The organism is Paenibacillus sp. J22R232 (assembly GCF_056269165.1).
On record NZ_JBWDNK010000001.1, the window covers coordinates 1,314,143 to 1,337,605 of the forward strand.

Consider the following 23,463-nt stretch of genomic DNA (forward strand, 5'->3'; position numbering starts at 1 on the left):
TTTATTGAATATTCCTGCAAAACCATTCTTCCATTTTCTCTAGTCATTAAGGTTATGAATAGTAGTGAAATATACATCCGTCATAAAGATCATTAAATGATACTCGTCTAATTATTCTAATAGCGGACAAGTGCGGAAGACGAATCTATTCTATCATCATATATTGTTTATGAGATAACGCAGGAGGTGGGGCCGTGGCTATTAGAAAGCCTGTTACAAGGATAGGAAACAGCAAGAAGAGAGTAAAATGCAAGCCAAAGAAAAAGCGTCAATGCTCCAATAGATTACCTTCATCCGAAATAAACAATCTCATAGAGGTACTGGAAGCAATCGAACAAATCCTTCCAAGGACGCTCAGCGAGAGCAGCATGGCTAGCAATCATACCATTCGCGTGCAAATGATTAGAATCGAAGATTGGTTAAAGCGCAATCGCATATGTAACACTTCACTGCTAATCAATCTGCTCAAGGAAATTATTCGAATTTTAGACGAAATCGCAACATCGATTCTCGATAAAGCATTGCAAGTGCAAGTCGTTATCAACCAGCTGTTTATAACCGTGCAAAACATTACAATGACAACCATTCAAATGAATACCATTATTAATGTAATCAACAATATCAATACCATTATTAACATGAACGGACCAGCGGGTCCACAAGGGCCAGCCGGACCACCGGGTCCGCAAGGACCTCAAGGAATTCAGGGAATTCAGGGAATTCAGGGCATACAAGGGATTCCAGGTACGTTCTCACCTGTATATGCAAGTGTATTTGACACAGGAGACCAAATCATAACGCCAGCAGACCTGGTACGCTTCAATCAGTTCGATCAACCCGGTTCAATAGCAGTTGGCGGCATAACGGCGACAGCGACTTCCATCACGGTCCCGATTGCCGGGGATTATTCGCTTAGCTGGCAAGTTTCTTTCCTTCCAATTGTTGGGCAAACCCATTGCGCTTTCGGATTATACGTGAATAATGTACTCGTTCCTTCTACGACTTCTGGACTTGCTGCCTTTCAAGATCAACAGATTACAAGCATTGGAGCTTCTGTGATCGTAAGATTGGCAGCCGGTGACGTTTTGCAAGTACGTCCGTTGTTCCCGATGGGAACGATTCAGCCAGCGATTAACCTAAGTACGACAATCATCTATCCAAATGTCGTACCTCAACAGATTACAAGTGCATCCGTATCGATCATTTGGCTGGGCAGCGTCTAACCATTAAGCCAATGATATTTAAACTTCATATCTCAAGGGCTGCAAAGATAAATATGTTCTAACCTGATTCAAGCCCATTACCTCAAAAATAAGCTGACGCCGATAACGTATCGGTGTCAGCTTATCGCATGAGACATATTTCGGTGTTTACGAAATGGAGTGTTTAGACAAATAACGAAAGCGAATTAATTCGTTGGGATAATTCGAATCTCCTTATCCAAATTGGCTAGCATCATATAATTGCGATTGAAGGTAAAAATGCGTTTTATCTGGTAATAAGACATGGTCACAGCAGTGAATGCTTCGCTGAGCGAGAAATGAAGCTCAGGCCTGTCGATTAATAGTCTCCGTGATTCCCCATCAAATTCGTGGCTGCTGGAGATGACCGCTAGCTTGCCTTTACTCACCGCTTTATCAATTGCTTTCAGAAAATATTCCGCCTGTTGATAGCTGTATTCATTGCGAAGCCATTCATGAAGCTCAAATATAATAGAGTTAGTTGTTATGTAATTTCGTTCCAAATCATGTAAATCCAGAAACAGGGAACGGGCTTTCGCATAGCGTGGGTCTTCAGGATTCATTAAAGCAGCTAAAGCCGTACTATCCAAAAAAATCGTATCCTGTATGTTCAAATGGTTATCCATGTGTTTACGCTCCTTAATCCACTAGTTTGCAAATGGCATCCAAATAAAGAAGCGGGTTATCTTCTTTTTGATCCACCGAAATAGTCGCTGACTCGCTGGGGGTGCTTGCTAAATATTGGAGAACAACTCCGTTAACGATCGCTTGCACTGTCGTTTGCTGCATATCAGCTAGTGCTTTCAGCTCAACATAATGTTGTGATTGGAGTTCTATCATGTTTTTTTCTGGTTCTTCGTTTCTTGAAGAGATGAATTCTGTCGCGGTAGATTTCGCTTTTTCAATTTGATTCTGAATGAAGCGTTTATAATGATTCACCTTCGGGATTCACTCCTTTTATTTTGTTCTTACAAATTTTCGTCGAATGATGTCGATTTCAGGGGGTGGTAGCAAAAAGAGATTTTAACGGACACGTTCACGCATAGAAAAAACCACCAAAAAGGTGGCTTAAGAATCAACTCATACACTCTTTCTAGCAGTGCTGCCCATGAGTAGGTTACGATTTGAAAACTTGGCAGTCGCTCGTTTCTCAAACTCGTTCCAATTCGGTGTCGATATGTTTGCTTGTTGCTTCAATTTATCGAATGTATTATACAAGGCAGCTATTTCGCTAAACGATCCGTCTATCCATTTAATAAATGGTAAATGATGATACATTTTTAGCCCATAATATAATCCGTTCCGGTGCTTGCGGATGATGGTTACAAGTGAAGGTGGAATAGCCGCATAGCCTAGCTTTTCCAACACCTGAAACCCTTCATCCATCACGATGATGGCTTGCTTCAAAAGCGCTTTGTCTCTAGACGCTTTTTTGTAATCACCGTCGTAAAGATAACTAATCGTATTCAGCGCCACTATAGGGACAATATGACTTTTAAGCCACGCATCCATATCATCGCGATAGGTTAATTTGTAGTTAACATGCTTGAAGGCATCTTCTATTACATGTTTGAATGGGATCTCACCGGTAAGACAGCCTAGTACCATTTGCCCGCCTCCTCGAATACAGACGATGCGCCCGCTCTCTTCACGGAGGCCTCCGCTAAGCTGAAATCCGAAGCTGACATTTTTTTTCACGATACTGTTCTCGAGCAACATATTTTGCATGCCATGAACATCAGCATTATTGCCAACCAGTACGATATTACGGCTTATGTTCTCAGCTAGTATTGGCAGCACGGATTGAAAATCATTGTATTTCATGACAACGAAAATAAGATCATAACAGTCATCTGGATGAAGTGCGCGAATAACGTTTACTTCATCAACGGTCGTTTTGCGCTGAAAATAATGGCGAATAACGAGTCCCCCGTTTTCCAATTGCTCCGCTCGTTTACCTCTAGCCAGCACGGTGACATCATGCTCTCCTTGCACCAGGGCATGAGCAAGATAACTACCTAAGACGCCTGCGCCAAATACCAAAATTCTCATCGTTATACCCCTCCTTTACATACGTACAACCGTTGTTTTTTCAACATTTGTTCGATATTATTAGGTTATCCGTTTGCCCAGAGTGAATCAACCGTTAGATTGATCGGTTTTGTCGGTTTTTCAACAAAGTATGATCTTTTGTTTAATAAAAGGAGCATCCCATGGATCGCAGAATAAAAAAAAACCAAACAGCCATTATGAATGCATTAATTCATCTGATGGCGAGCAAGGATTTCGAAAAAATCACAATTAACGAAATCGCAGAATGCGCAGATGTTAACAGAGGTACCGTTTACTCGCATTATTTAGACAAATACGATCTCTTAGACAAATGCATAGCAGCTAATTTAGAACAATTGATCGAAAGTTGTTTGCCAGAGGATCAATCAGCAGCATACCCTTCTAAGCATTCATTGCGGCGTACTTTTGAATTCATGGAGAAGAATGCGTTCTTTTATAGAACCCTCTTCACGAACAAAGGGGTTCCCACCTTCAGAAATCACTTGCAAGAAATGATGAAACAAGGCTTACGCGTACAAATCGTAGAATATCATTTAAGTTTAAACGAACTGCAAAAGGATATTTTAGTACAATTTTTGAGCTCGGCGACTGTCGGAGTAATCGAATGGTGGCTCACTCATGAAATGCCCTGTTCGGCAGAAGAGATAACGGAACATTTATGGGTACATCTCGAAACGAATCAAGTAATACCTCGATTATCCTTTGACTTATAATTGTCTGCATATAAAAAAGACTGCCTTGTACAGGCAGTCAGATCGTGATCTTTAATGTTGGCTTTATACCTATCAATCGGTGGCCTCTTCTAGATTCTCATCGAATCCGAATGCCAGTGTTTGATTTGGGATCGGATTTGAGAAGGATTTAAATGCTCGGCAACAGCTCGTTTACTCAAGCAGAGAAACTCTTTGTCACCCGCATTTCGCAAAGCGATGATCTGCGCGATTGAAAGTGCAGGATCAAGTTCTTGCCCGGTTAAACGATAATGTCTAAACTGCTCTTCCAACCGTATGATCCGATCCTGGGTTTTAGTTGCATACCCGCGAACGATCATGGCAATAAAAATCAAGCTTATTGCGATCAACATGAAAAGGCCAGCGCTCGGAATGTTGCCGTCGTTTCGCAATGCTTGAATGCCGTTTATGAGTGACCAAATAAATACAGCCATAACTAGTGGAAGCGTTACAAAATGATAGGGCGGATGAAATCGCAGTGATTTTCCATTTTGTTGATTTGCCATATAAACCTCCCGTTTTATCGTCATCATCTCGAATCTTTAATCCTAGTACCGTTATTTGCCCCTCCGTTTGGTATGTTGATTATTAAACCTATGAAATAAAGGTGAAACTATGAACGGATTTGAGGAAAATAGTTCCCATAATCCATTCTGTATGCGTAATGGTCTATAAAACATCTGCTTGCCGGCTAGCTTTGACATGCTTCAACTGAGCAACAATAATGACGCTAATGATAACCAGAAGGAACCATGAGCTGATCTTGCTGAAACTAACCAGCTGCCAGGATTGGTACTGGTCAGGATACTTCCATGCATTAAAAAATGTTGCAATATTTTCGGCTAACCAGATGAAAAAACCTACGATAACGAAAGCGAGCGTCAAAGGCATGCGATACGTATCGGCCCTGACCCGATAGATGATCCAGGTTTTCCAAAAGACAATGAGCACCAGAGCTGTAAGCCACCAACGAAAATCCGGAATGAAATGGTGAGTGAAGAAGTTCAGATAAATAGCTCCGCCAAGCAAACCTGCGGATAAAAGCCCTGGCCACCCTGTAATGTCCATCTTCAGTCTTCGCCATATCTGGCACATGAAGCTTGCAACGCTTGCATACATAAATCCGCTGTACAGCGGTACGCCAAGCAATTTCGTGAAGCCGGGCTCCGGATACGACCAAGAGCCCATTTTCACCTTATATATTTCCAGCAACAATCCGATAAGGTGAAAAACGCAGATTACTTTAATTTCATCCCGCGTTTCTAATCCGCTTCTGTACATGAGATACTGCACCGCAAGCAATATTAGTAGTATGGCATCATAACGGTAAACGATTGGAATTTCTATAGCGCTTGAAAGAGCCAATGTTCCAAATATCGCAACTGGAAATATGCAGCTCATCGCTTGATGATAGCCAAAATGAAGCAGTTGTATGATTGGTTTCATTGCTGTCCTGCTCCCCCTTGTATCCCATCTTCAAATCAATCATATAGGTTCAATTGAATATTAAAAATAGAATTTTTTATGGCTTTAGTTTCTTATTTTCAACATTGCGAACCGGCAAGCAAATTTAAAAAAGAACAATGCCCTAAACGGTAAACCGAAACAAAGACATTTTGAATATATGTCCTTCATCTCGGTAATCGTTCAAGTGCATTGCCCTTTTGTTTTTTGCAGGTCGATGTCTTGCCTTAAATATAAATGCTTCAGCCAAAACGATTAAAGCTTCGGATTAGTTCCAATGCCTGATCTATCGTCTCCTTTATAATTGCTGCGGCAGGTCGCTCTTTAGTTAGCCGAAGACCTTGCCCTGCCCAAAGTGACATATACTCCGGATTATTCAATTGGGCCGCAGCCTGGCGTATGTCCCTAGTCAATGCGTTCTGAATCGGATAGGCGGGAATTTGACCTGGGTAAGAACGGAATTCATTCATAAGTTTTGTGAGAATGCCCCGTGCGGCTTTACCCGAATAGATATTCGTTATTTCGGTGGAGTCTTCGTTTGACATCCTGATTTTCCGTTTATACTCGGCATGCGCACCGCTCTCGAAACTCGCCAAAAATGCGGTTCCCATTTGCACGGCAGAAGCCCCCAATGCAAGGCTAGCAACTAGCCCGCGACCGTCCATTATGCCGCCTGAAGCGATAACAGGGATTGAAACCTGATCCAATATTTGAGGAACGAGCGCCATTGTACCGATCATGGATTCGGTGGTACTCTTCAAGAAATTCCCGCGATGCCCTCCAGCTTCGCTTCCCTGAGCCACGATTGCGTCTACCCCCGCAGCTTCCAAAAGCTTGCCTTCCTCGACCGTCGTTGCCGTGCCGACGACAGTCGTCCCATTCTGTTTCATTGCTTCTATGACGTCAAATGAAGGTATGCCAAAAGTAAAACTAAATAGCTTTACGTTTTCTTCCAAAACAGCCTGTACCTGGTCATCGAAAGACTCTGCAAACTTCGGGATGATATGGTTCGGAGCGATGCCCATCTCTGCACGAAGCTTATTCAGATAATCGTTCATTCTGGCGATCGATTCTTCCGATGTATGCGATTGCTCGGGTACGAACAAATTAATACCGAAGGGTCGATCTGTTTTCTGCCTTATTTCCCTAATCGCATGTCGGATTTGTTCTGGCGTTAAATAACCGGCGCCTAGGTTCCCAAGCCCCCCGGCATTGGAAACGGAAGCTACTAATTCCGGAGTTGTCGACCCACCTGCCATTGGGGCTTGGAATATCGGGTATTTAATGTTCAGTAAACGTGTTAATTCTGTTTCCATCTTCTTAGAACCTCCTATTTTTTTTGGATACATGCAACGGCACACATTCAAGGCTATGTTTAAGTTTAGCAGTCTGGAATCTCTATTCATGTATGCTAACAAATGTTATGGTTAAATTAAAGTAACTTTTCCGCTAGTACAGCCTAAGATGTTGTATTGTGATGGAAAAGTGATAAATGCAAGAAGGAGCTGGTATTTCGAATATGAAAACGTATTATTGTGATTTAGAGGTTACATTGGACGTTATTGGCGGGAAATGGAAAGGGCTTGTTTTATACCATGTCATAAAAGGGCCGAAAAGAACGAGCGAGCTTAAGCGGCTCATACCTAATATTACTCAAAAGATGCTCATTCAAACGCTTAGAGAACTAGAAGCTAGTGGTCTTATCGCTAGAAAAATGTTTAATCAGGTCCCTCCGAAAGTCGAGTATTCCACAACAGAACTTGGGCAATCGCTTGAAACCGTATTGAAAGCGCTTTGCACATGGGGTGTAGGTTATGCAGAGGAAGCATTCGCCCAGGACGAGTATGAAATTCTGAAATTGGAATAACCATTCGATACGTATCCGTCAAAAGAACATTCATTTTCCTCGGGTTCCTAATTCTCGTTGTGCATGCTCTTTTTATTTGCAAACTTTCTCCTTAGGCTCATCCATGCGCATAGCAGCGGAATATATCCATACAATAGGATCCAACCGGACAAGGTCAATACGGAATCCAGCTTTTCTATCATCATCGGATTTTTCATGGGAAGCATAATGACAAATACAAGGCCTCCGGTAACCCATAATGAAGGCCTCGATTTTATTCCGATCGTTTTCTTTAAAATTCGGATTGCACCCCATAAGGCGACACAGCATGCGGAAATCATTACAAAAAACCAAATAAAAATATAAATATAATCAAATCGTTCAATGAAAGGAAAACGAATGATTTTGGATAGGATAAGCGTTGGCCAGATCGTATGCTGCAGTTCTTGAATATTAAAATAAGCAAAGCTAACAAACGCGATAATCAATGGGATAAGCGTGGAATGGGCAACCGCAATATGAGCCCATTTCTTAGACTTTTCTTGGTTTTTAATAAAAGGATACAACAAAAGCAAAAACTCAACACCTAACATCGTGGTTAAAGAATGATAGGCAGACTCTGCGAACTGATGAGCACTGTGATTAAACAGAGGGAGAAAGTTTGTCCAATGCGCTTGCTTTAGCGGGAAATAAAGCGACGGGATCAACAGGCTAGGAATGATGACGCAGAAGAAACAGATGCCCGTAATGACTCTTAGGCCTCCGGAAACGACGTAAGCGGCAACCAGCAGAAACAAGAGCGATAAGCTCCAAAGCGGTGAATACGGAAACACCCATACATGTATGACTTCTATGTATGGCCTTAATTCATTTACGATAAATAAAAGGATATATCCATAAAACACAAACGTCATTGTGGTACCGATCCATTTGCCGAATAACTGGTTATGCAATGATATGATATCGCCCTCCGTTGAATGGGATAGCAAATAAAACATCATCGCAATAATCAAATGCAAGCTTATTCCCACTGCCGCAAAAGAAAATAAGGCGTCCATCTCGGCCCCGTTTATAATGCGGCTTTGGAAAATCAACAAGGTGCTTCCCATTTGCGTGCCGTGTATTAAGGTCCATAGCAGATATGGCGATACAGTTAAGCTTTCCTTTACTTGTCTTCCCACCGGATATCCCCCTGACGAAATTACTCCCCGACTCCGGATTTGCTTAGGCTCGTACGGAAATGAACATCGAATTTGATATTTTTGTAGTCGTTCGCATAGAATTTGTCCTCCGACCAGCTGCGATGGCGAGTCCTCATCAAATCGCCGATTCCGAGCGGGTCAACTTCCTCTTTCACGAATTTGTGCAGCAAGGCAAGAAGATGGCTTTGAAGCTGCGTCTCCAGTTGCCGCACTAATGAATGCGTGTTTTTTTCTTTATCCAATGAAAACCAATCCGGATATTCATTTACCATTCCGCTTAAGACAAACGAATAAGTCAATGTTGTCCCTTCCTGATTTTGGATGACCTTCCTATTCAGCTCGCCGGAATTAATTGTGAATATAGCTGGCGACACGTTTGAGCCTTTTTTGATGACAAACGGAATATCCCCCCGCAAAGCTTTGCCTTGCAGCAATTTAAAATAAACCATTTCATCCTGATTCAAGACAAGCTTTAAATGATCAGCCTTGAAAATCCCGTATCCGTTAATTTCGACCTGCCTTTTAGGGTTTATTTTGAGATAAGGTACGGAAAAATCCCGTCCCGTTCCGTAAAAATCAAACAGTACGGTTGACAGATTCGAATATGGAATCATTTTTTCCTTCATATTTTGTTCGATTAATTGATAGGGGTAATTTTGACTCCCTTTCCCTGCAAGGCTTTCCGCTACAGTAGCAAATGGTTCGTCAAAAACAGCCAGGATCACATAGTTGCTGATGACAGGGTCCCGGCAGATCGTTTTAAGGAAATTAGTAATTCCTCCTTCGGCTACCTCCCTGCTGAAAGCTAGCATTTTCAGCTTCTCCATCCGGACCGGCTGCGCGGATTCGAAAGCCATTTCGTTGAAGATTTCCCGTGATTGCTTCCCTTTTCCATAAAGCACCTTTATTTTCCCTTTGTCCTCATAATCTGAATATAAAGCCGATCCCGTATAACCGGAATCATTTTTGTCAATCCCAAGTACGGTTAAGCTGCGTATATGGTCGACAACGCCATCACTGCCGCATCCGGCAAGAAAACACAATGCTAACCAAGGAACCAACAGACGCTTAACGTTACTCATCGTTAATATCCTCCTTGTCTTCCTTTGGATGATACCTTGTAAGCACCTTTGGCTTTAAATACTTGCTTCTGCTTGTCATATAGGCATACGATGCCCGTATGATACTGTCTGAGAAGTTGCCCGTACGGAACGGGAATATCGGCACCAAATAAGGCGTCCCTAACGATTTTAATCGCAATAAATGCCCGATTAACAATAGAAACCCAGCGGTTATGCCAAGCCCTCCCCATAAAGCGGCAAGCAGGATAAAAGGAAACCGCAGTAACCTAATCGTGTTAGCCATTTTGAATATAGGAGTCGTAAACGAGGCTAGCGCCGTTAATGCGACAATGATTAACAAAATATTGCTCGTCAGCGCTGCGTGAACCGTTGCCTGCCCGATTACGATACCGCCAACGATGCCTAATGTTTGTCCAATTTTCGTAGGGAGCCTCGCACCAGCCTCTCTCAGCAGCTCAATCGTGATTTCCAGAAAAATGGCTTCTATTACTGGAGGAAAAGGAACATGGCTCCGAGACATGATCAGCGGTTCAAGCAAGGCTTCAGGCAGCACTGCGAAATGATAGGTTAATATGGCGACATAAAGCGGGGTCGCGAATACTGAGAAAAAAACACTCATTATCCGAATGATGCGAAAGAACGAACCGACGATCCATGGTACGTAATAATCTTCGGGCGATATAAAAAAGTCCAAAAAAGTAGACGGCCCGGTAATGACATAAGGCGAGCCGTCGGAGAATACGGCGACTTGCCCGGATGAAATGGCATAGATGACGCGATCCACTCTTTCGGTGGAAAGAAACAACGGAAAAGGCGTATTGGTGTTGTCTGATATGATTTGATCAAGAAATGAACTGTCATATATAATATCAACGTCTATCGCCTGAAGCCGCTGCCGCGCAGTCTGCACATGCTGATCGTTCGTCACTCCATCCAGGTACACAATCATCACCTTTGTGTTGGACATAGAACCGACTGTTACTTCTTCAAACACTAACTCCGGTACCGCCATTTGTTGCCTAAGCAAATGAATGTTGAGGTCAATGTTTTCCACGAAGCCGACTTTTGGCCCGACGACGCTAAATTCATTTTCGGTGTCATTGCTCAAGCGATGGCCGCGTTCCGATATATTTACATTTACTAGTATGAATGCCTCAACCGTTTCGTTTAGCTGAATGAGCACATAACCTTTAATCAGCTTTTTCTCCACTTCTGCGGCATCATGCGTCACTTTTATTTCTTCAAAGGGGATGATATTCTTCATATCCTCGATGCCATTTATATGTTCGATATTTTTTTGGATTTCCGAAACGAGATAATGGTTTATTTTCAAATTGTCCACTAGACTTTGAAAATAACTGATTTGAATTCGAACGGGAAAATCGCCCTCAACCGGGGAAAATTGATGAAAGTCACTAGATTTGCACGCCAACCGAAAAACCTCAGTGATCGTTTTGCGAGCATCTTTATTGGGTTTAGTTGAATCCTTCGCAGGTTCATTATTCCTCTGCATGGTCTACTCCTTGCCTGCACCTGTAGTATGAGTTAACACCATTATGTTCGGTGATCCCCAAAACTATACATTTCCAGTGGCGCAACGCTTGAGTTAGGATCGAGCAGACCTGTTTGCAATAAAAGCATTAGGATGCTTCCGGTTTTACCTTCCCCAATTATTTTTTTCGCAATAAATCCCCTTCAAGCCTACTCTCACCTTGTGCGATCACAAGGCGATTTTTGAGTAGTTACTTGAAGAGGATTATATGAATGGATCAATCTGCCTAGAGCATGAGACCATCTTTTTCAGGCGTCGCAGCCGTATATTTTAACTTTAAATTTGTACGACTCCGCCATCTACGAACAATTCAATTCCATTAATATAGCTGCTCTCGTTGGAGGCAAGGAATATGGCAGCGTTAGCGATTTCTTCGACTTCTCCTATTCTTCCTAGCGGCGTGACTTGCTTAGCATACTCAAGGAAGCTATCTAAATTAGCGCCGAATAAATCATCGTAAGCCGGCGTATGAACGGTTCCGGGACTAAGAACATTAACTCGAATTTCAGTGCCTTTTAAATCAAGAATCCAGCTGCGAACCAGCTGTCTTATCGCTGCCTTTGATGCGCCATAAATGCTAAACGCTGGATTACCCATTGCGCCTGCCGTAGAACCAGTCACAATAATCGATCCTACCTTATTCGGAAATAATGGTAACGCCTTCTGCACCGTGAATATCGTTCCTTTTACATTAACGTCGAATGTTTTGTAGTAGTGCTCTTCTGTAACTTCACCCAGTGGAAGCAACGATCCCAGACCGGCATTGGCAAAGAGGATGTCCAAATGTCCTTTCTCCTGCTTCACGGTTTCGTAGAGCCTGTCCAAATCTTCCAGATTGGAAATATCGCCTTGAACGCCCGTTACATTTTTTCCAATTAAAGCAACTGCTTCATCCAGTTCATTTTGCCTGCGGCCCGTAATAAAAACATAGGCGCCTTCCTTTACAAATTGCTGTGCGGTCGCTAGACCAATTCCGCTGGTTCCTCCCGTTACGACTGCTACTTTACCATCAAATTTACCCATATAATGACTCTCCTTTAACCATTATTTTAGTTTGGCATTGGAAGCTCATTCTACCCTTTTCGTTCGTAAAGAGTGAAGAACATCTTATACACGCTAGTATGGATGAATGGTAACAATAATAATAGTACGCACTATTTTGTTATTTAGTCACCAAGAAGTAATAATTGTGATGGAATAAGACATTTTATTAAGAAAATCTTTTGGCATTACTAGCTATTTATCGTATGCGCATGTGGATGAGAAATGAGATGTAGTTTTTTCAAGAAAGCGGATTGCATTTTCCTTTATTGCCCGGGCCGCAAATATCCATTATTTCCATCAGGCTAGCAATCGTGTAAGTACTTTGAATTTCAGCAAAGCTTTCTTGTGAATGCCTGTTAATCCAACACGTATCAATCCCTGACAAAATGCCGCCTTTGATATCGGTATTTAACGAATCTCCTATTATGAGTGCTTTCTGCTTGTTAAAATCCTTAATATGGTTCATCACATAATCAAAAAACTTTGGAGAGGGCTTTTGAAACCCAATGCTTTGCGAATCAAAGATTTGTTCGAAATATTCATATAAGCCTGCTTGCTTTAAGCGCCTTATCTGCGTTTGAGTAATGCCATTGGTGACGACAAATAATCTATGGGATGCTGATAACTTTTGACAAACTTCCAAAGCACCTTCAATCATAAGCTGGTTTCCGCTGCCCAATAGTTCCCTGTACGCATTCTCCCATTCTATTCCGTCTACGACTTTTCCAAGCTTTAGCATCGTATCAGAAAACCGTGCGTTTAGCACATCATTCAAAATGATATTTCCGTTTTCGTATTCCGCCCATAACTGTTTGTTGACGGCACGATATACTTGAAATATTTCATCCGAAAACATATAGCCTTGTTGCTGAAACAGTTTATTTAACGACTCCGTTTCATTCGCGCCAAAATCTAGCAACGTATCGTCTAAATCGAATAGCAGTATATTATAGCTCATATTTACTCTCCCAACGTTTTCATCTTCTTTCATGCGTATCATCTTACCAACGTTAATACAACTCAACAAAGTACGTCAATCCCCGTGCATCGTGGATGCACGGGGATTGACGTACGGCATATGGCAGTGAAATACGCAGCTTTATTCCTTTTCAGGGAACATTCCTGTTGAGATCGCAATTCGGTTCCAAGCATTAATGGTGTTGATCGCCATAATAATCGTTACATATTCTGCTTCATCCACATATGCCCGAACTCTTTCATACAATTCATCCGGTACGCCTTGCTCTGAAATTCGCGTAACAGCTTCCGTAAGCTCAAGCACGGCTCTTTCTTTGTCGGTATATATAGGGGCTTCGCGCCATGCGCTAATCAAATAAATACGCTGCTCCGTCTCGCCCATTTTTCGAGAATCCCGAGTATGCATATCCATACAATAAGCACAACCGTTTATCTGAGATGCTCTAATCTTAATGAGTTCATATAGATTTGCATTCAACCCGCTTGTCTTAATAAACCCTTCCAGCTTCATCATCACTTGCAAAGCACCAGGGTTTGCGCTCATATGGTTTAATCGAACTTTCATCGTAAATTCCTCCGTTATCGCTATATTTTAACCTACACCATCAAATTAATCGTCGACAACACTAATCGTCGATTAACCTTGTCACCAATATAAACCTTAACTATAAGTCTGTCAACTCCCTATATGGATCATTTCAGCAAAATGACCCAACACCCTCATTTGACAAGGGTTTTAAATCCACCTAAGATGATTAATAGCGATCTTTTTATCTAGAAAGCAGGTGTTTGCATGCAGTATAGCATTGGCGTTGAATATGGCCTGCATTGCTTGGTATATTTAATTGATATTCCAAAAGATTCGACAATTGGGATTAAAGAGCTCTCCGCTTTTCAAGGCGTTTCGGAAACCTATCTTTCGAAAATTTTCGGTAAATTATCAAAAGCCGGTATCGTAAGCTCGGTTCCTGGCGTAAAAGGCGGTTATAAATTAGCAAAACCTCCCGCGGACATTTCTTTTTGGGATGTGGTCGAAGCTGTCGAAGGTGCTTCCCCCATTTTTCAATGTAAAAATATTAAAAATAACAGTTATCTTTGTCGCGATGAAGAATATGCGGCTTGCACGCAAGCTTCTTCCTGTGTGATTAACTTAGCTATGCTGGATGCCGAGGATAGCATGCGCAATCTTCTGCGCAACAAAACGCTTACTTGGTTAAATGAAGAGCTTGATCGCGTACTAACTCCACAATCACGCAAAGAAACCCGTGAATTTTTCGAAAATAGCAACCAGAATCCTTAACGCCACATGCTGTGCTTCAAAGTACGGAAGGTGGAAAAATACAAAAGCTCCTGCAGGTTGCAGGAGCTTTTGTATTTTTGTATAGTAATCAGTCTTGACCTTTTTTAAATGAGGTTTAATTCTAATTGATTATAGGTCGTTGTAGTAAATGGTCTGGATCGTACCATCCTCGTTATAGTGCAGCTCCGTGTATTTTACGCATCGCTTATGATTCACGCCATCGGACAAAGAGCAGTCATGGTAGAACAAATACCATTTATCTTCGAATTCCACAATCGAATGATGGGTCGTCCAGCCTACCACCGGAGTTAGAATCGTCCCTTTGAATGTAAATGGGCCAAGTGGATTCTGGCTGACCGCGTACACCAGCTTATGTGTCGTACCTGTCGAATACGACAGATAATACCACCCATTATGCTTGTGTACCCATGGTCCTTCAAAGTAACGGCGATCCTCATCACCGGCTGCAATTGGATTGCCATTCTCATCGACAATCGAAATTCCCTTCGGAGCGCCTTGGATAGACAGCATATCCTCACTCAGCAACGCAACCTGGGGACCAAGCGCTGGCGCTTCAGGCTCCGGCCCTGTTTCATCTGGCTTGAAGACGCCTGTCTGCCATTTTTCCAACTGACCGCCCCATAGGCCACCGAAATAAATGAATGCTTGATTGTCATCATCCATGAAAACGGCAGGATCGATGCTGAAGCTGCCCTCCATGTAAGTAGGCTCCGGGGTAAACGGCCCAGCCGGAGAAGCGCTTGTCGCTACGCCAATTCTGAATATACCGTCATGATCCCGGGCAGGGTAATACAAGAAGTAAGTTTCGTTTTTATAGGCAGCATCTGGTGCCCAAAGCTGCTTAGAAGCCCAAGGAATATCCTTCAGATGCAATGCCTCGCCATGATCTACGACCGGAGAATCGAAATGATCTAATGATAATACATGATAATCCTCCATCGCATATTGATCGCCATTGTCATTATCCGGGCCATCGTGATCAAGATCATGTGATGGGTAAATATAAATTTTCCCCTCGAATACATGCGCGGAGGGATCCGCCGTATAAATATGGGTGACAAGCGGCTGATTAGGCGTTGGTTTATTATTCATTTGAAAACTCCTTTTTCGGTAGAGGTTAACGAATAAATAAAGTGTAGTGCTTGCCATTGTCGGAGACAACCCTTCATTCCATAGTAAAACCCCGAAAAACTATAGATTGTAGGCTTTAACCGGTTTGAGTAATTTTCAATTCATCGAGCATTCAATGCTCGATGCCGAAATAGGTGGACAAAGCTGATTTAAATTCATCGTCTGTCTCCGGCGTGAACGTATTTACTCCGGCAGAGGTAAAAATGCGGAACTCGCGGTCGGATACCGTACGCCGCCCATCAGGCGTCCGAATTGCAACGATCGGGTATTTATTAAAGATGGAATCAGCGGCATTTTCGCACCAAAAGCTCGCAAATATATAATCTTTTGGCAGCTGCGGCTCCTCCGTGAAGGAGTAAATGCGATTCCAACCACTATGTTTCTGCTCGCAAAGCACCCAACCAAAATTAGCATCCTTCTCGAGCCGGTAGTAGTCATTTCCTTGCTGCTGTACTACCCCTTCATTTAACGAAACGGGTCTGCATGGTACGCTCCCACCAACGCCAACATCGCACAGGTAGTCGCTACCTTCGGCTTCTACTATGAGGACATGATGGCGCCTTTTTGGCGGGAGCTGCTGCTCGTCTCGCCAGAATCGGGCAACCAAGTCCGTTACTTTATAACCGAGCTCCCGCAGCAGCCATCCGAATAACGCGTTTAACTCGAAACAGTAGCCTCCGCGCCGATTCACTACAATTTTCTGGTAAAGATCCTGTGGATCTAGCGATAATGGCTTGCTTGCCAGAATATCCAAATTCTCATAGGGAATCGCGTACAAATGTCGTTCTTGCAGGTCTCCCAGCGTCTTTGCGCTGCCATCCAGCGATCCTATAAAACCGATCCGATCCAAGTAGCTCTGAATGGAAGGATGAATAGTTGTCACTACAAAAACACCGTCCTTTGATCGTTTACTTGCTCTAACTGCAATCCCTTTTGCTTCAATGTGTATTCCCATTCCAATAACATATTGTTCTATCTGATGGTACCACCTATGTGGAAGCTTTTGCTATACAAATAAATGAAAGGGGATACACGATCAGTATTGCAGCGAGTTACTCATAAATAACTAAAAGTGCCCGATAACCATCCGGTTAATAGGCATTATTATGGATTAGAGACGATTCATTCACGCAACGGTGTTACTAATGATCTGTAGAGCGGAACCAATATACGATTATCTTTTATGTACGGTTTTGCATCAAGCAGCATTTTCTAGCCATTTTTCTCCACGTACAGCTGTTAAGTGTTAAAACAACTTTTATGCCGCTTTTTCCTAGAATGACCTCATAGTTGGAACAAAAGCACCTAAAACGTTGTTTTCATAATTGGAAGCTCTTTTTTCTTGTCAATTTTGCACCTGAACTTCGATATTATTTTCAACGTCGTTCCGGCCGATAGTGATTTTCCATATCAAATTAGATGCATCGTAATTAACGTCTTTAATGATCGGATATTCCCAGTTTCCAACGGTTATAGAGAAAAGCGCTTGGCGGATAGCCTCTGCTTCGCTCATCACTGCTCCTTCAGGCTGCAAACCAGACTTGATCACTAGCTGTTCTGCCTCACCCTGTTGCGGATAGGAATCCAGTAATTCGTCATACTTGATCCATACTTTCACTTGCTGACCGATCTCTACGTTAGCAGTCGCATTGGTAAACCAGATCGCTGAATAGGAATTGCTCAGTCCGCCCTTTTCACTATAAGTTGTGTGGTAACGCCCGGCGACGAGAATCTTGCTATTCGCTTTTTTCACGATATATCCTTCAAACTCATGCTGATTTGATAGCTTCGATTCGTCAGTTTCAAAAGGGCTTGGCACATTATCAACTGTCGGCTTCGGACTTTCACTTACTTCAGAATCGGCTGGAGCTGATTTCGAATTTGAACCGCATCCGGACAAACACAGCAGCAGAACACACAAACATTTCATCAGAATCAAATGTTTTACACTCAAATTTAATAGCCCCTCGCTGCAATGTTTTTCATTTAGACGAGGAAGACTGGCCCAATGTTTCATAAATAAACCAAATAATCAATTCTGTTCCGATCGAATGAAAAGGTTGCGGTATACACCTTAGCTTTCACTCGCGCATACTAAAATCGCAATGGGATCGTAACCGATCAAATCTGAATAAAACGTGTTATTGGTTACGATGTTGCTTTTACAAGGAAAGCTCAAAAAAAACCACCTATAAAGGTGGTGAACTCATCAATATCTAAAACCTCGCCAAAACCATTAAAAAAATCAATAATCCCACTGCCATACAGGCAGCAAATTTGTAATTCGGCATCGCAACCTCGAATACCGACTTCTTGAGCAATCCAGCAAGCAAATTGTTAACGGCTGATGCGGGCGAAATAGGATTAGACAATGCCCAGCTTCCAAGCAGCAGCACCGCGAAATAGACGGGGCTAACCTGAACATTCATAGGATCAATGCTTCCGGCAAGTATGGTCACAGGCACGATTGGATGAAGGCCGATTAAAGAGGTACCCGCAATTAATGCCACCGTGAAAATCGAAAATGTGAAAGCTACAGGCAGCGGAATGTGCTCCAGCAAGCTCGGAACAACCGCTCCAAATTTCGTTACGCCGATTGACCCGCTGAAGAAGCCAGCAGCTAGAAACAGCGTGATCTCTTTCCGCAAAGCAGGTAAAGTGACCGTCACATGATTTTTGAATCCTTCTTTGTATACGGTCATTTCACCCTTTACAAAACACCACAACAACGGGTAAGCCAGTGCGGCCAAACAGATTAATAAAACCATGGGCAACTCGATTAAACGTTCCATAGCTAAGATGACGATGATAGCCGCCACCAAATACATGCCTAGTCCGATCGGAAAAACCGCTCTCTCCTTACTTTCCGCTGCCTGGCTAGAATCCGCTAAGTCAGCATGAAGCAATTCCCGAAAATCAACTAACCAGCTAATCACGAGGCTTAGGACCGCTAACCCAAGCATATAAGGCAGTATTGACGACCATGGCAGTCCTAGCGCCGCTGTCACAAGGGTCATCGCTGCGAAATACGGGGACCATAAAATCGCTCCGGCAAAACCGCGGTTTAGCGCATTGGCAAGCAGAAGATTCATGCCCGGCTGTGGCTTCACATAGACCAGTTGATAAACGACAGGAATCGATCCGACGTTGATAAATACACCCATGAGCTGGGTTAGAAGCTGCGTTCCTAGAAATAAAGCGGTCTTGCTTCGCAGGTTAACTTCATAAAACTTCTTCAATGCCTTGACGTATTCTGGAAGGCGAACCGGAATCCCGAATAACGGAGCAAATAAGAATAAAGTAACGATGGTCACATTTATCCCAGCCGATTCAAACCATATTCTAGCATCTGCTTTCTGAAGCCATAATAGGACAACTCCGGTAAGCATGAAGGAAACCGTTAGCCATAATGTCATTCCCTTAAGCTTCGGCAGCAGCAAAGTGATTGCAACAAACACTAAGCCTCCCAGAAAATAGATCAGCGGCTCGAACTGTGTCAATTGCAGAGCAATATATGACGCAGCAATTGAGAATATAAGCATTCTCTCCATTGCCGTCTTAACTGCGGGTGCCATCTGATCTGTCCTCTTTTCCCCTCTTAATTAAATTGCCAGCAGCTTAAGCTTAGGTTGCCGTATTGATAGCTGCGGTGAAGAAGCGTTGCTTTACGATTGGAATCCCCCGTCCCCATTGCAAGCAGAAGCGGAATAAAATGTTCATTCGTCGGTACGGCCTCTTGGGCAAATGGAGCAAGTTCGCGATATCGGAATAATGCTTCTGTCTCCCACGATTCAAGCTTGCTCTGCAGCCAATCGTCGAACTGCTCTGCCCATGCCTCATTGCCTTTGGACTGCCAGTTCAATTTCCTTAAATTATGGACTGTCCCTCCGCTTCCAATGATAAGTATATCCTGCTCGCGGAGTTCAGCCAACGCTTTTCCGATTTGGTACTGCTCCTCATTAGGCAAATTGCGATTTACGGATAGTGCAATGACCGGAATATCTGCATCCGGATAAAGCAGCTTAAGTACGGCCCACGCGCCGTGATCCAAGCCTCTTTGTTCATCCAGAACGCTTTGGACGCCTTGCTTGGCAAACAAAGTTTGAATCTGCTCAGCTAGTGAGTGATCGCTTTTTGCAGGGTAGGTCATCTTGTAAAGCTCATCTTGAAACCCGCCAAAATCATAAATCGTTTCATAAGATTCAGCAGCGCTTACCGCCTGTACCGTCTCTTCCCAGTGAGCGGAGAAGAGTACGATCGCTTTTGGTTTAGGCATTTGATTCTTAAACGTTTTAAGCAGATCCGTATATCGGTTATCCTCAAGCACGATTGACGGGGCGCCATGCGCGAAAAAATAGGAAGGCATCATCTGTCCTCACTCCTTATTGGTGTTTATTTTTGCATCTTTTTTCAGCCAGTTCATAAAATCAAGTTGGTTCTCTTCCGATACGCCATGGTCGGTCGGATATATTTTGAAGGACAAACGATTCATCTTATCCTTCATATATGCGGCGGTTTCATGGCCAATCCGTACCGGGAATACCGAATCATACTCTCCGTGAGAAATAAAACCCGCGACATTCCTCATGCTTTGAACGGGATATTCCGTCTTCACAAAGTCAGGAATGTATCCGTTTAGCGCAACGATTCCCTTTAACCGTTCACCCATCACGAAGGCAAGCGTCATTGATAAAATTGCGCCTTGGCTAAAGCCGAGCAAATACCTTCTGTCTGGATCTACCGGATACTTATCCGTCGCATAATGAATGAATGATTCAAGCGCTGTGACCGCTTCATCAAACATTCCCCGAATGGGATTACCCAGGCTTATTAAATCGTAATACTGATAGCCAGCGCCAAGCGGCAAATTGCCGCGTATGCCAATGATGATGAAATCTTCGGCTAACGGAGCAACAAGACCGAACATATGCCTTTCGTTCGAGCCTTTGCCATGCAAGGTGAAAACGGTTGGATAGGTTTTGCCAGGTTCGAGGTTGGCAGGCAGGTGAACATCATATTGATATTTCGGAATCATATAAACTCTCCTTATTTGGCAAGCGATGCCACACAATAAATATTAGTGATAATGAATTAAATTTTATATGAGTAATTTAACGCAAGGATTATTGACTTGTCAATACTCAAATTGTTAATATGTATTTATAATTCATATTACTAATATTCGAGAGGTGAATGCGATGGATATCGGATCCACGATACGGACAATTCGGAAGCGCAAAACTATCACCATCGCTCAAATATGCGAAACAACCGGACTCTCCCAAGGATTCATGAGTCAGGTTGAAACCAATAAAACGTCCCCTTCCATAGCGACACTGGAAAACATAGCGCAAGCCCTGAACGTACCCTTAGCCTACTTGCTATTAAAGAAAGAAGAACGGATGAGTTTTGTTCGGAAGAATGAGAGAAAAATGACCACAAGCGGTCCGGAACATTTAAAAGTCGAACACCTTAGCTCTACGAAGAACGTTAAAATGATGCTCGTGGAATTTCCTCCTGGCGCTTCTACGGGAGCTGCACCTCACGCGCATGAAGGCGAAGAAGTCCATATCGTCATCAAAGGAAGAGTATACTCGGTGCAGGGCGAGGATGCGGCTGAGTTCGAAGAAGGCGATTCTTTCAGCTGGAACGCATGCACACCGCATTTAGTAAGAAACATAGGCGAGGATACTGCAATTGTTTTGATATCCATCTATACAGAAAATGAGAACGGACAAGATCTGATTTAACTTTGCAGAGGAGAGTCTTCATGCTGCTACAACGTTTCTCTCCAATACAGGAGCTGTCTCCATATCTAGACGCTTTGCTTTTGCAAGAGGATTTCAACCGGACAAACTTCGCTAACCGTCAGCCTGTCAAAGTATTGCCTTCAGCCATGACCGTTATAGGCATTCAATATGGACAGCCCATGAAACGATTGGAGAACGGCAAGGTTTTCGAAATGGGATCGAGTGGATTAACGGGATTGCAAGCATCCGTTAAGGAATATCTGGGCACGGGAGCCATCGGTACCATTATCGTTCAATTCAAGCCCGGAGGCTTAGCGAAGTTTACGGCATATCCCATTCACGAATTTCAAAATGCGAATATACCTCTCGAACTTATTTTTCCGAGCAAAGAAGTACATGAAATGGAAGATAGATTAAGATATGCGACCCATGCAGCTGATCGGATTGGTATCGTGCAGCGATTCCTGGTTTGTAGGCTTCGGAACAACCTTGAAGAACATTCCATTATGCTCGCGGCTCAGCATATCATGAAGCGTCAAGGTGACGTATCGATAGAGCGGCTCGCCACTCTGTCTCACATGAGCAAGCGTACCTTGGAACGCAAGTTCAACTCCTTGATCGGGGCATCTCCCAAACATTTCGCGAGCATTGTGCGTTTCCAACACGCGATTCGGCTTCGTAATGCAGGCTATGATTATCTGGATATCGTTCAGGCATGCGGTTACACCGATCACGCACACTTTGCCAAAAGCTTTAAATCGTTCGCAGGCAGCACGCCTGCGCAGTTTTTCAATAGCGAGTTTCAACCAGAGCTCAAAAAGTCTTTTAACAAAAGCGATACCTCTTTCTCCACAGGCCAACATTTGTATTATTGAGAGAATAGCCTTCCCGCATACAGCGGGAAGGCTATTCTAATCCGCAATAACTTGTCGCATTTTTACAATGAGCCGACTTCGACGGGATGATAAGATCGGGATATAATACTTATTCATGACAAGGAGTTGTATCTAAGTGCCCAATAAAGACACGAAAACAATCGGGAAAGATTATCCGTACGAATCGAAATATGCGACGGTCAACGGACATCGACTCCACTACATTGATGAAGGAAGCGGTGCCCCGGTCGTTTTCTTACACGGGAATCCAACCTGGTCATACGCGTTCCGCAATGTTATCCCCTACGCGCACAATTCCAATCGCTGCATTGCGGTCGATTTGATCGGTATGGGAAGATCAGACAAACCGGATATTGGTTACACGTTTCTTGAGCAAGTCGATTATGTGACCCAATTCATCGAACAAATGGATCTTGATCCCTTCGTACTGGTCGGGCATGACTGGGGTGCGGCAATCGGGCTGCATTATGCGATGAATAACCCCAGCTGCATTAAATCGGTGGTCATGCTCGAACCGCAAGCATTGTATCCCAATCAGGCATGGGCCGACTTCTCCCCTCCTGATTCGCATGCTCTGTTCCAGACTTTACGCGACTCCGAGCAGGGATGGCCGTTCATGCGAGATCAAAGCGTGTTTATCGAGGGCATGACGAAAACGATCATTAACCGGCAAATCACGGTAGAGGAACTCGAGTATTACCGCGAGCCCTTCCGCAATCCCGAGGATCGGAAACCGATGTGGGCTTTCCCGAACCAGATTCCAATCGAAGGACAGCCGGCAGAAGTCGTGGCTGCCGTCGAAGCGCGTAACCAGTGGTTCAAAGCATCCGCCATTCCCAAGCTATTGTTCTATGCTACTCCTGGCTGCACGATACGCGAGCCCCAGCTCGCCTGGTGCCGGAGCCATCTACAAAACCTTACGCTCTTCGATATCGGGAAAGGCTTCCACCATCTTTTGGAGGAGAATCCTCATGCGATTGGCCGTGAATTGCAGCGCTGGCTGCAGCGAATGAATGAAAACAAGGCCCATTCGCTATAACATGAATCCGGTCCATTCCTTGATGCAAACGGCAGATCTGATGTGCAATTAAACAGATTTGGGCACAAAAATAAGGCAGACGCCCCAGCGGGGCGTCTGCCTGTTAAATTCTC

The 23,463-nt window shown here is 43.5% G+C and carries 25 protein-coding genes; 7 read left to right on the forward strand and 18 right to left on the reverse strand.

Features of this window, described 5'->3' with window-relative positions:
• Positions 1-194: 194 nt before the first annotated feature.
• The gene (locus AC0YN3_RS06060) at positions 195-1,223 is read left to right on the forward strand and encodes a hypothetical protein (protein ID WP_475774163.1); all 1,029 of its coding nucleotides are present in this window, start codon (positions 195-197) and stop codon (positions 1,221-1,223) included.
• Between the two features lie 185 nt (positions 1,224-1,408).
• Here the strand turns inward: AC0YN3_RS06060 and AC0YN3_RS06065 are convergent, their stop codons facing one another.
• The 3 genes from AC0YN3_RS06065 to AC0YN3_RS06075 form a co-directional block, all read right to left on the reverse strand.
• Positions 1,409-1,867, reverse strand: a complete 459-nt coding sequence (locus tag AC0YN3_RS06065) for a type II toxin-antitoxin system VapC family toxin (protein WP_475774164.1) — start codon at positions 1,865-1,867, stop codon at positions 1,409-1,411.
• Between the two features lie 13 nt (positions 1,868-1,880).
• Positions 1,881-2,180: a hypothetical protein gene (locus tag AC0YN3_RS06070; protein ID WP_475774165.1), complete on the reverse strand. Its 300-nt coding sequence runs from the start codon at positions 2,178-2,180 to the stop codon at positions 1,881-1,883.
• Between the two features lie 141 nt (positions 2,181-2,321).
• The gene (locus AC0YN3_RS06075) at positions 2,322-3,293 is read right to left on the reverse strand and encodes a ketopantoate reductase family protein (RefSeq protein ID WP_475774166.1); all 972 of its coding nucleotides are present in this window, start codon (positions 3,291-3,293) and stop codon (positions 2,322-2,324) included.
• 161 nt (positions 3,294-3,454) lie between these two features.
• On the opposite strand from AC0YN3_RS06075, the gene AC0YN3_RS06080 reads away from it, so the two are divergent.
• Complete coding sequence (locus tag AC0YN3_RS06080; RefSeq protein WP_475774167.1) at positions 3,455-4,027, forward strand: TetR/AcrR family transcriptional regulator; 573 nt, start codon at positions 3,455-3,457, stop codon at positions 4,025-4,027.
• Positions 4,028-4,116: 89 nt separating this feature from the next.
• Here AC0YN3_RS06080 and AC0YN3_RS06085 read toward each other — a convergent pair whose 3' ends face one another.
• The 3 genes from AC0YN3_RS06085 to AC0YN3_RS06095 all read right to left on the reverse strand — a co-directional run bounded on the left by AC0YN3_RS06085 (position 4,117) and on the right by AC0YN3_RS06095 (position 6,825).
• A complete protein-coding gene (locus tag AC0YN3_RS06085; protein WP_475774168.1) occupies positions 4,117-4,551 on the reverse strand; it encodes a DUF6526 family protein in 435 nt (144 codons plus the stop codon).
• A gap of 163 nt (positions 4,552-4,714) precedes the next feature.
• Positions 4,715-5,491 (reverse strand): DUF817 domain-containing protein, encoded by a 777-nt coding sequence (locus AC0YN3_RS06090; protein ID WP_475774169.1) that lies wholly within the window; start codon positions 5,489-5,491, stop codon positions 4,715-4,717.
• 260 nt (positions 5,492-5,751) lie between these two features.
• Positions 5,752-6,825 carry an NAD(P)H-dependent flavin oxidoreductase gene (locus AC0YN3_RS06095; RefSeq protein ID WP_475774170.1) on the reverse strand — a complete coding sequence of 358 codons (1,074 nt, stop codon included), beginning with the start codon at positions 6,823-6,825 and terminating at the stop codon, positions 5,752-5,754.
• A 203-nt stretch (positions 6,826-7,028) separates the two neighbouring features.
• Here AC0YN3_RS06095 and AC0YN3_RS06100 point away from each other — a divergent pair, with 203 nt between their 5' ends.
• Positions 7,029-7,376, forward strand: coding sequence for a winged helix-turn-helix transcriptional regulator (locus tag AC0YN3_RS06100; RefSeq protein ID WP_475774171.1), 348 nt, complete (start codon positions 7,029-7,031; stop codon positions 7,374-7,376).
• A 47-nt stretch (positions 7,377-7,423) separates the two neighbouring features.
• On the opposite strand, the gene AC0YN3_RS06105 is transcribed toward AC0YN3_RS06100, so the two are convergent.
• The 6 genes from AC0YN3_RS06105 to AC0YN3_RS06130 form a co-directional block, all read right to left on the reverse strand.
• Positions 7,424-8,536, reverse strand: coding sequence for a GerAB/ArcD/ProY family transporter (locus AC0YN3_RS06105; protein ID WP_475774172.1), 1,113 nt, complete (start codon positions 8,534-8,536; stop codon positions 7,424-7,426).
• Positions 8,537-8,556: 20 nt separating this feature from the next.
• Positions 8,557-9,639, reverse strand: a complete 1,083-nt coding sequence (locus tag AC0YN3_RS06110; protein WP_475774173.1) for a Ger(x)C family spore germination protein — start codon at positions 9,637-9,639, stop codon at positions 8,557-8,559.
• Positions 9,632-11,152: a spore germination protein gene (locus AC0YN3_RS06115; RefSeq protein ID WP_475774174.1), complete on the reverse strand. Its 1,521-nt coding sequence runs from the start codon at positions 11,150-11,152 to the stop codon at positions 9,632-9,634. The genes AC0YN3_RS06110 and AC0YN3_RS06115 overlap by 8 nt, the downstream gene beginning before the upstream one ends.
• Positions 11,153-11,467: 315 nt before the next feature.
• A complete protein-coding gene (locus tag AC0YN3_RS06120; protein ID WP_475774175.1) occupies positions 11,468-12,214 on the reverse strand; it encodes an SDR family NAD(P)-dependent oxidoreductase in 747 nt (248 codons plus the stop codon).
• Between the two features lie 259 nt (positions 12,215-12,473).
• Positions 12,474-13,226, reverse strand: coding sequence for a YjjG family noncanonical pyrimidine nucleotidase (locus AC0YN3_RS06125; RefSeq protein WP_475774176.1), 753 nt, complete (start codon positions 13,224-13,226; stop codon positions 12,474-12,476).
• Between the two features lie 108 nt (positions 13,227-13,334).
• The gene (locus AC0YN3_RS06130) at positions 13,335-13,778 is read right to left on the reverse strand and encodes a carboxymuconolactone decarboxylase family protein (protein ID WP_475774177.1); all 444 of its coding nucleotides are present in this window, start codon (positions 13,776-13,778) and stop codon (positions 13,335-13,337) included.
• A gap of 228 nt (positions 13,779-14,006) precedes the next feature.
• Between AC0YN3_RS06130 and AC0YN3_RS06135 the strand changes: the two genes are divergently transcribed.
• Positions 14,007-14,513 carry an Rrf2 family transcriptional regulator gene (locus AC0YN3_RS06135; RefSeq protein ID WP_475774178.1) on the forward strand — a complete coding sequence of 169 codons (507 nt, stop codon included), beginning with the start codon at positions 14,007-14,009 and terminating at the stop codon, positions 14,511-14,513.
• Positions 14,514-14,642: 129 nt separating this feature from the next.
• Here the strand turns inward: AC0YN3_RS06135 and AC0YN3_RS06140 are convergent, their stop codons facing one another.
• The 6 genes from AC0YN3_RS06140 to AC0YN3_RS06165 form a co-directional block, all read right to left on the reverse strand.
• Positions 14,643-15,626, reverse strand: coding sequence for a glycoside hydrolase family 43 protein (locus AC0YN3_RS06140; RefSeq protein ID WP_475774179.1), 984 nt, complete (start codon positions 15,624-15,626; stop codon positions 14,643-14,645).
• A gap of 151 nt (positions 15,627-15,777) precedes the next feature.
• Positions 15,778-16,548, reverse strand: a complete 771-nt coding sequence (locus tag AC0YN3_RS06145; RefSeq protein WP_475774180.1) for an arylamine N-acetyltransferase family protein — start codon at positions 16,546-16,548, stop codon at positions 15,778-15,780.
• 462 nt (positions 16,549-17,010) lie between these two features.
• Positions 17,011-17,619, reverse strand: a complete 609-nt coding sequence (locus AC0YN3_RS06150; protein WP_475774181.1) for a DUF3221 domain-containing protein — start codon at positions 17,617-17,619, stop codon at positions 17,011-17,013.
• Positions 17,620-17,881: 262 nt separating this feature from the next.
• The gene (locus AC0YN3_RS06155; protein WP_475774182.1) at positions 17,882-19,240 is read right to left on the reverse strand and encodes a hypothetical protein; all 1,359 of its coding nucleotides are present in this window, start codon (positions 19,238-19,240) and stop codon (positions 17,882-17,884) included.
• A gap of 23 nt (positions 19,241-19,263) precedes the next feature.
• Positions 19,264-20,034: a dioxygenase family protein gene (locus AC0YN3_RS06160; RefSeq protein ID WP_475774183.1), complete on the reverse strand. Its 771-nt coding sequence runs from the start codon at positions 20,032-20,034 to the stop codon at positions 19,264-19,266.
• Positions 20,035-20,040: 6 nt separating this feature from the next.
• Positions 20,041-20,700 carry an alpha/beta hydrolase gene (locus AC0YN3_RS06165; protein WP_475774184.1) on the reverse strand — a complete coding sequence of 220 codons (660 nt, stop codon included), beginning with the start codon at positions 20,698-20,700 and terminating at the stop codon, positions 20,041-20,043.
• 163 nt (positions 20,701-20,863) lie between these two features.
• Here AC0YN3_RS06165 and AC0YN3_RS06170 point away from each other — a divergent pair, with 163 nt between their 5' ends.
• The 3 genes from AC0YN3_RS06170 to AC0YN3_RS06180 all read left to right on the forward strand — a co-directional run bounded on the left by AC0YN3_RS06170 (position 20,864) and on the right by AC0YN3_RS06180 (position 23,350).
• Positions 20,864-21,415, forward strand: a complete 552-nt coding sequence (locus AC0YN3_RS06170) for a helix-turn-helix domain-containing protein (protein ID WP_475774185.1) — start codon at positions 20,864-20,866, stop codon at positions 21,413-21,415.
• A 20-nt stretch (positions 21,416-21,435) separates the two neighbouring features.
• Positions 21,436-22,290, forward strand: coding sequence for a helix-turn-helix domain-containing protein (locus AC0YN3_RS06175; protein ID WP_475774186.1), 855 nt, complete (start codon positions 21,436-21,438; stop codon positions 22,288-22,290).
• A 136-nt stretch (positions 22,291-22,426) separates the two neighbouring features.
• Complete coding sequence (locus AC0YN3_RS06180) at positions 22,427-23,350, forward strand: haloalkane dehalogenase (RefSeq protein ID WP_475774187.1); 924 nt, start codon at positions 22,427-22,429, stop codon at positions 23,348-23,350.
• Positions 23,351-23,463: the final 113 nt, after the last annotated feature.